This is a genomic window from Streptomyces sp. NPDC060205, from assembly GCF_042728395.1.
GTDB lineage: Bacteria > Actinomycetota > Actinomycetes > Streptomycetales > Streptomycetaceae > Streptomyces.
In genome coordinates, this window is sequence record NZ_JBHWZP010000392.1 from 1 (window position 1) to 7967 (window position 7967).

The following is a 7967-nucleotide window of genomic DNA, read 5'->3' on the forward strand; positions in this document are numbered from 1 at the left end:
CCCCTAGGTACCTAGGGGCGCGGGGAACTGCGCAATCTTTCGGGACCACCCCCACCGGGCCCGCACCAGGATCCCACCAAGACCCCCGTCCGTGGTGGACGCTCAAGCAGCGCAGCGGCCCGGCGGCAGCTAATCCGTAGCGATGGCGTTCAGGACGTTCATCCGCCCCGCCCGGAACGCCGGGACCAGCGCCGCGAACAGCCCCACGAATGCCGAGCCGATGAAGACTCCGATGATCGTCGGCCAGGGGATGTCGAGGACCTTCAGGCCCTCCAGGGCGAGGAGCTGCTGGGCGGTGGCGCCCCAGCCCATGCCCAGGCCGAGGCCGAGCAGCGCTCCGAAGAGGGCGATGACGACCGACTCCAGGCGGATCATGCGGCGCAGCTGGCGGCGCGAGAGGCCGATGGCGCGCATCAGGCCGATCTCACGGGTCCGCTCGACCACCGACAGGGCCAGGGTGTTCACGACGCCCAGGACCGCCACGATGATCGCGAGGGCCAGCAGGCCGTAGACCATGTTCAGGAGCTGGCCGATCTGGTCCTTGAGCTCCTGCTTGTAGTCGGTCTGGTCCCGGACCTGGTATTGCGGGTAGGCGTCCAGGGACTTCTTCAGGGAGGCGTACGCCGCCTTCTCCTGACCGTCCTCGGCGGTGGCGAACATCATGTCGTTCGGCGGCATCCTGTCGGCCGGGACGTACCGCTTGAGCGTGGTGATGTTCAGGTAGCGCGAGCCCTTGTCGAGGGCCGTGTCGTCGTCCGTGACCGCAGCGACCTTCAGCTTGGCGGTCCGGCCGCCCTCGAAGGCGACGGTCATGGTGTCGCCGACCTTGACGCCGTGCTTCTTGGCGTAGTCGGAGCCGACCGACATCGCGTCCTTGCCGTACGCCGCCGCGAGGTCACCGGAGAGCGTCTCGCGGCGCAGGTCACTGGCGTACGTGGGGTCCGCGGCCGTGACGTCGGTGTCCTCGGTCCTGCCGTCGGGCGAGGTCAGCTTCGCCTCGACGATCTTGTAGCTGGTGACGTGCTCCAGGCCGGGTGTGTCCTCGATGGCCTTCTGGGCCTGCGGGACGATCCGCTGGTTGCCCTGGACGATGAAGTCCGTGCCGACCGACTTGTCGAGTTCCTCCGTCGCGGAGGCGACCATCGAGGAGCCGACCACGGAGAGGCAGGCGACCAGCGCGAGACCGATCATCAGGGCCGCTCCGGTGGCGCCGGTACGGCGCGGGTTACGCAGCGCGTTGCGTTCGGCGAGGCGTCCGACGGGGCCGAAGCCGCGCAGCAGGACCGCGCTGAGGACCCGGACCACGCCGCCCGCGAGGAGCGGGCCGATGATGACGAGGCCGATCAGTGAGAGCACCACACCGATGCCGAGCATCGACGCGCCGTCGCTCGCCTTGTCCGCGCCGGCCGCCGTGAAGAGCGCGGCGCCGCCGGCACCGGTGAGGACCAGGCCGATGAGGCCGCGGATCCAGCCGGCCTTGCCGTCGGCCGGCGTACCGGCGTCGCGCAGTGCGGCCATCGGGGAGACCTTGCCGGCCCGGCGGGCGGGCAGGTAGGCGGCTAGGACGGTGACGACGACGCCGAGGACCAGGCCGATGACCGGGGTGGCGGCCTTGACCGTCAGGTCGGCGGTGGAGAGGTTCATGCCCGCCATCGACATGAGCTTCATGAGGCCGACCGCGATGCCGACACCGGCGGCGACGCCCAGGACGGAGCCCACGACGCCGAGGAACAGCGCCTCGATGAGCACGGACCGGTTGACCTGCTTGCGGGAGGAGCCGATGGCCCGCATCAGGCCGATCTCCCGGGTGCGCTGGGCGACCAGCATGGAGAAGGTGTTGATGATGAGGAAGATGCCGACGAGGAAGGCGATTCCGGCGAAGCCGAGCATGGCGTACTTGATGACGTTCATGAACTCGCCGATGCCTTCGCGGCTCTCGTCCGCGTACTCCTTCTGCGTCTGGATCTTGTACGTGCCGTCGGCGGCGGTGAGCTGCGCGGTCACGTTCTGCTTGAGCTGGGCGTCGGTCACTCCGGCGGCGGCCGTGACGTTGATCTGGGTGAACCGGCCGGTCGCGCCGAGCAGTTCGCGCTGTGCGGTGGCGGTGTCGTAGTAGACGACGGCGGCACCGGGGTTGGTGATCTTGAAGGTGGCGATACCGACGATCTTCGCCTTGAAGTCACCGGTGACGGCTATGGTGCGCAGCTCGTCACCCATCGTGAGGTGGTGCTTGTCCGCGGTGTCGGCGTCGACCATCACCTCGGTGGGTCCGCGCGGGGCGTGCCCGGAGGTGATCTCCATAGAACGCAGGTCGTTCTTCGTCCAGTTGCCCGCGATCGTCGGGGCGCCGGTGCTGGACCCCATGTTCTTGTTGTCGCTGTTGACGACGGTCACGTTCATCGAACTGACCGCGCCCTCGGCGGACTTGACGCCTTCCGCCTTGCGCGTCCGCTCGACGGCCGAGGCCGGCAGCGACTCCGGCTTGCCGTTCTGCGGGGTGTCGTCGGCCTCTGCGCCCTTGGGGGAGACCGTGACGTCGGACGAGGTCGTCGCGAAGAGCTTGTCGAAGGTGGTGTTCATGGTGTCGGTGAAGACGAGCGTGCCGCACACGAACGCCACCGACAGCAGGACGGCGACGGCCGACAGGGCCATGCGTCCCTTGTGCGCGAAGAAGTTGCGCATCGAGGTCTTGAAGACGGTCATGACGTGCGCCCCCGGGCGTCGAAGTCCTTCATGCGGTCGAGAACGGCGTCGGCGGTCGGCCGGAGCATCTCGTCGACGATCCGGCCGTCGGCCAGGTACAGCACGCGGTCCGCGTAGGAGGCGGCGACCGGGTCGTGCGTCACCATCACGATGGTCTGGCCGAGTTCGTCGACCGAGCGGCGCAGGAAGCCCAGTACCTCGGCGCCGGCGCGGGAGTCGAGGTTCCCGGTGGGCTCGTCACCGAAGATGATCTCGGGCCGGGCGGCCAGGGCGCGGGCCACGGCGACGCGCTGCTGCTGGCCGCCGGAGAGCTGGTTGGGCCGGTGCTTGAGCCGGGAGGCGAGGCCGACCGTCTCGACGACCTGGGCCAGCCACGCCTTGTCCGGCCTGCGGCCCGCGATGTCCATCGGGAGCGTGATGTTCTCCAGGGCGTTCAGCGTCGGCAGCAGGTTGAACGCCTGGAAGATGAAGCCGATCCGGTCCCGGCGCAGCTGCGTGAGCTTCTTGTCCTTGAGGCCGGTGATCTCGGTCTCGTCCAGGTAGATCTTTCCGGCGGAGACGGTGTCGAGGCCGGCGAGGCAGTGCATCAGGGTGGACTTGCCGGACCCCGAGGGGCCCATGATCGCGGTGAACCGGCCGCGTGCGATGTCCACGTCGACCTGGTCCAGGGCGACGACCCGGGTCTCCCCGGACCCGTACGCCTTGACGACCTGCCGTGCCCGCGCGGCAACGGCCGTACGCTCTCCAGTGCCCCCGTGCCTGGGAATGGTTACAGCCGATGTCACGGTATGTCTCCTAAGTCGGTCACTGTCAGGACAGTGACGGTCTGCGGTGCGGTCACGCCGCCCGGCTGGATGTGTGAACTGCGTCGTGTGAACTGCGTCGTGCGAACTGCGCTGTGCAAGTACGTCGTGCGGTGCGGCGGTGCGGTCACGCCGCCCGGTCACAGCCATCAGTCTGCTGGCGGAGGGGGGTGCGCCGCGCTGGTGCCCAGCGCAGTCTTCTCCTGGGGAAAACCCCACCCCCGAAGGTGCGGGACACCGCCCTGCGCACCGCCCTCAGCCCCCCTCAGCGGCATAAAGCCAGGTTAAGGACGCCGCCCCTGCCGTCTCGTCCTCCGCCGGGACGACCCCTCCCCGAGCCGTAGTACGGAGGTTCCCCTAGGGGCTGTCCACCTGCCGGTGGAGTCCTTCTCGGGGACGCCTCCACCTTCCGGCCCTTGGAGCATCCGCCCTCCCGCGACGTGAGGCTCAAGTGGGAGAGTGGCCACGGCAGATAGGTGCAAGGGGAAGGAATCCTGTGGGCCAGGGGGACACCGGGATACCGGCGGTCACGGAGGACGGGCCCGCCGCGGCGCGGGCCGGGGCCGGGAACCGCAGAGCCGTCGTCGCCTCCCTCATGCTGTGCATGGGTCTGGCCGCGCTCGACTCCACGATCGTGTCGACCGCCGTCCCGCAGATCGTCGGCGACCTCGGCGGCTTCTCCGTCTTCTCGTGGCTGTTCTCCGGCTATCTGCTGGCGGTGACCGTCACCCTGCCCGTCTACGGCAAGCTCTCCGACACCTTCGGCCGCAAGCCGGTCCTGATCGCCGGCTGCGTCCTGTTCCTGCTCGGCTCCCTGCTGTGCGCGCTCGCCTGGAACATGGCCGCGCTGATCGCGTTCCGTATCGTCCAGGGCCTCGGCGGCGGCGCACTCCAGGGCACGGTCCAGACGCTCGCCGCCGACCTCTACCCGCTCAAGCAGCGCCCGAAGATACAGGCGAAGCTGTCCACGGTGTGGGCCACCTCGGCGATCGCGGGCCCGGCGATCGGCGGACTGCTCGCCTCGTACGCCGACTGGCGCTGGATCTTCCTCATCAACCTGCCGCTCGGCGCGGTCGCCCTGTGGCTGCTGGTCCGCCACCTGCACGAGCCCGAACGGGCCGCCCCCGCGCGCCGTCCGCGCGTCGACTGGGCGGGCGCGCTCACCGTCTTCGCCTGCGGCGGCGTCCTCCTGACGGCCCTGGTGCAGGGCGGGGTGGCGTGGCCGTGGCTGTCGGCGCCCTCGCTGGCGTTGTTCGGTACGGGAGCCGCGCTCATCGGCCTCCTCGTACTCGTCGAACGCCGGGCGGCCGAACCGATCATCCCGGGCTGGGTGTGGCGCCGCCGCACCATCGCCGCCGTGAACCTCGCGCTCGGCGCGCTCGGCCTGCTCATGGTCGCGCCGACCGTCTTCCTGCCCACGTACGCGCAGTCGGTGCTCGGGCTCACCCCCGTCGCGGCCGGATTCGTGCTCTCCGTATGGACGTTGAGCTGGCCGGTGTCGGCGGCCCTCAGCCAGCACGTGTACCGGCGCATCGGCTTCCGCAGCACGGCGATGCTCGGCATCGGCACGGCCACGCTGATCCTGTTCGCCTTCCCGTTCCTGCCGTATCCCGGCGCGGCCTGGCAGCCCGCCGTCCTGATGCTCCTGCTCGGCGGGGCGCTCGGCCTCTTCCAACTGCCCCTGCTCATCGGGGTCCAGTCGACCGTCGACTGGGCGGAACGCGGGACGACCACCGCGTCCGTACTCTTCTGCCGGCAGACCGGCCAGACGGTCGGCGCCGCGCTCTTCGGCGCGGTCGCCAACGGCGTCCTGGCCTCCCGGCTGGGCGGCGCGGGCGACCTGGACTCGGTGACCGCGTCCCTGGAGTCGGGCGCACCGGCCGAACACGTACGCCGGGCGGTCGCGGAGGCGGTCCACGCCGTCTACTTCGGCGCGGCCTGCGCGGCGGCCCTGGCCTTCCTGGTCCTGCTGTTCATGGCCCCGCGCCGCTTCCCGGTCCTCAAGAGCCCCGGGGACTGAGGGCCGCCCGGCGGTCCGAAAGCTCGGGACACCTCGGCCACAAGTGGACACCCACGAAACGGACGTAAAGAAGTTAACGCGGGTAACACCCCAGGTCAGCGAAGTAAGCGCGTACCGACCAATCAGTTTGTCAAAACCCTCGCGTCGCTCGACTACCTGCGAGTAACGTGCGTCGTCGCTCCACCCCCCGCTCCCTGCGGTCCGTTTCGGGCCCGAGCCACGCAAGGAGAACCGGGATGTCCTACGACACGTCCCCGTCGTATCCCGTTCCACCGCACCGTCCGCCCCACCAACCGCCGTACAACTCCTCCCCGTCCTACTCCACCTACCCCTGGGCACCCCAGCAACAGCCGGAGCCCGGGCCCGCCGGGCCGCACCGGCCCCGGCACAGCGCGCTCGGACAGCACAGCGACATCCGGATGCTGCGTTCCGCCTACCGGCTGCAGCGGCGGGTCGCGACCCTGACCGCGCTCGGCTACTTCACGCTGTTCCTCGTCCTGTCGGCGTCCGCTCCCTCGCTGATGACCAGCGAGGTGACCGACGGCCTGACCGTCGGCCTGCTCCTCGGCCTGATCCAGGTCCCCGTCACCGGCGCGGCCATCGGACTGTACGAGTACACCGCCCGCAGGACCGTCGACCCGATCGCCGAGCGGCTCAGGAAGCAGGCCGAGCTGGACACCAAGCGCGCGGAGGCACACCAGTGACCGGCTTCAGCAACTCCGCCCAGGCGATGTCCCTCGTGGCGTTCACCGTCGTGGCCACCATCACGCTGCTGCTCTGCGTGATGACCGGCCCCGACCGCGACGACCTCGACGAGTTCTACACCGGCTACGGCAGCCTCTCCCCCATGCGCAACGGCCTCGCCATCGCCGGTGACTACATCTCCGCCGCCACCGTCCTCGGCACCGGCGGCGTCATCGCGCTCTTCGGGTACGACGGCGTCGTACTCGCCCTGAGCACCGCCCTGTCCCTCATGCTCCTGATGTTCCTGCTGGCCGAACCCCTGCGCAACGCGGGCCGGTTCACCATGGGCGACGCCCTGGCCCGGCGGATGCCCGGCCGGGCGGTACGGATCGCGGCGTGCGCGGCGACGCTGACCGCGCTGCTCCCGCTGATGCTCGTACAACTCGCGGGCACCGGCGATCTGCTCGCCTTCATCCTCGGCTTCTCCAGCGAGGGGCTGAAGACGGGCTGCATCATCGGCCTCGGCCTCCTGATGATCAGCTACGCGGCGATCGGCGGGATGAAGGGCACCGCGCTCATCCAGATCCTGAAGATCGTGATGCTGCTCGGCTCCGGCGCCGTCGTCGCCCTGCTCATCCTCAGCACATTCGACTGGAACCTCGGCGCTCTCTTCGGCCAGGCGGCGAAGAACAGCGGGGCCGGGTCCGCGTTCCTCAGCTCCGGCCTGCAGTTCTCGACCGGACCCAGCCCGCGCCTGGACATGATCAGCGCGCAGCTGACGGTGGTGCTGGGCGGGGCCTGTCTGCCGCACATCACCATGCGCATGTACACGGCGGGCAGCGCCCGTCAGGTACGCCGCTCCATGTCCTGGGCAGTGCCGGCCGTGGCCCTGTTCGTCCTCGTCATCACGGTCGTCGGCTTCGGCGCGACGGCACTGATCGGGCGCGAGGCCATCGCGGGCGCGGACCCGCAGGGCAACACGGCGTACCTGCTGGGCTCCCGGGCCGCGTTCGGGACGGACGTCTCCACCGCGGAGACGTTCCTGTTCACCACCGTCACCGCCGCGCTCTTCCTGACACTGCTCGCCTCCGTCGCCGGCATGATCCTCGCCTGCGCCAACTCCCTCGCCCACGACATCTTCGCCCACCGCAATGAACCGCTCACGCCGCGCCGCGAGATGACGCTGGCGCGGGCGTCGGCCGCGGCCGTCGGGATCCCGGCGATCGTGCTGGCCACGCTCGTCCAGCACCACAGCCTGCAGCCGCTGGTCACGCTGTCGTTCTGCCTGGGCGCCTCCGCGATCGCGCCCGCGCTGGTCTACAGCCTGTTCTGGCGGCGGTACACCCGGGCCGGGCTGCTGTGCACGCTCATCGGCGGCTCGCTGGGCACGCTGATCCTGATGACCGGCACGAATCTGGTGTCCGGGTCGCCCATCTCGGCGTTCCCGGACCACGACTTCACGTGGTTCCCGTTCACCACGACCGGCATCGTCTCCATCCCCCTGGGCTTCGCCCTCGGCTGGCTCGGCACGGTCGCCTCGGGGCGGCGGGCGGGGGAGGAACACCGGCGCCAGTACGAGGCGGTGGAAAGCTGGATCCTGGCGGGCGCGGCCCGCAAGGGGTGACCTCCGGGGGGTGCGGGGGGGGCGTCTGCCCGCTGCGGCCCGGCGGGGCGTATTGCGCAGTTCCCCGCGCCCCTAGAAAACTGCGGGCCCGGTGGAGGCCGATCGCGCAGTTCCCCGCGCCCCTCAAGATGCT

General features: G+C 70.2%; 5 protein-coding genes. 3 read left to right on the forward strand and 2 right to left on the reverse strand.

The features are described from left to right. Positions 1-129: 129 nt before the first annotated feature. A complete protein-coding gene (locus ACFWGJ_RS38790) occupies positions 130-2703 on the reverse strand; it encodes an ABC transporter permease (RefSeq protein ID WP_387333659.1) in 2574 nt (857 codons plus the stop codon). Further along, entirely contained in the window at positions 2700-3488 is a 789-nt protein-coding gene (locus tag ACFWGJ_RS38795) for an ABC transporter ATP-binding protein (RefSeq protein ID WP_387333660.1), read from the reverse strand. The genes ACFWGJ_RS38790 and ACFWGJ_RS38795 overlap by 4 nt, the downstream gene beginning before the upstream one ends. A 535-nt stretch (positions 3489-4023) precedes the next feature. Here ACFWGJ_RS38795 and ACFWGJ_RS38800 point away from each other — a divergent pair. The 3 genes from ACFWGJ_RS38800 (at position 4024) to ACFWGJ_RS38810 (ending at position 7834) form a co-directional block, all read left to right on the forward strand. Next, on the forward strand, positions 4024-5526 hold the full coding sequence (locus tag ACFWGJ_RS38800) for an MFS transporter (protein ID WP_387333662.1): 1503 nt from the start codon (positions 4024-4026) through the stop codon (positions 5524-5526). A gap of 236 nt (positions 5527-5762) precedes the next feature. Continuing rightward, on the forward strand, positions 5763-6230 hold the full coding sequence (locus tag ACFWGJ_RS38805) for a DUF485 domain-containing protein (protein WP_387333661.1): 468 nt from the start codon (positions 5763-5765) through the stop codon (positions 6228-6230). 26 nt (positions 6231-6256) lie between these two features. Then, the gene (locus ACFWGJ_RS38810; protein WP_387333663.1) at positions 6257-7834 is read left to right on the forward strand and encodes a cation acetate symporter; all 1578 of its coding nucleotides are present in this window, start codon (positions 6257-6259) and stop codon (positions 7832-7834) included. Positions 7835-7967 lie beyond the last annotated feature (133 nt).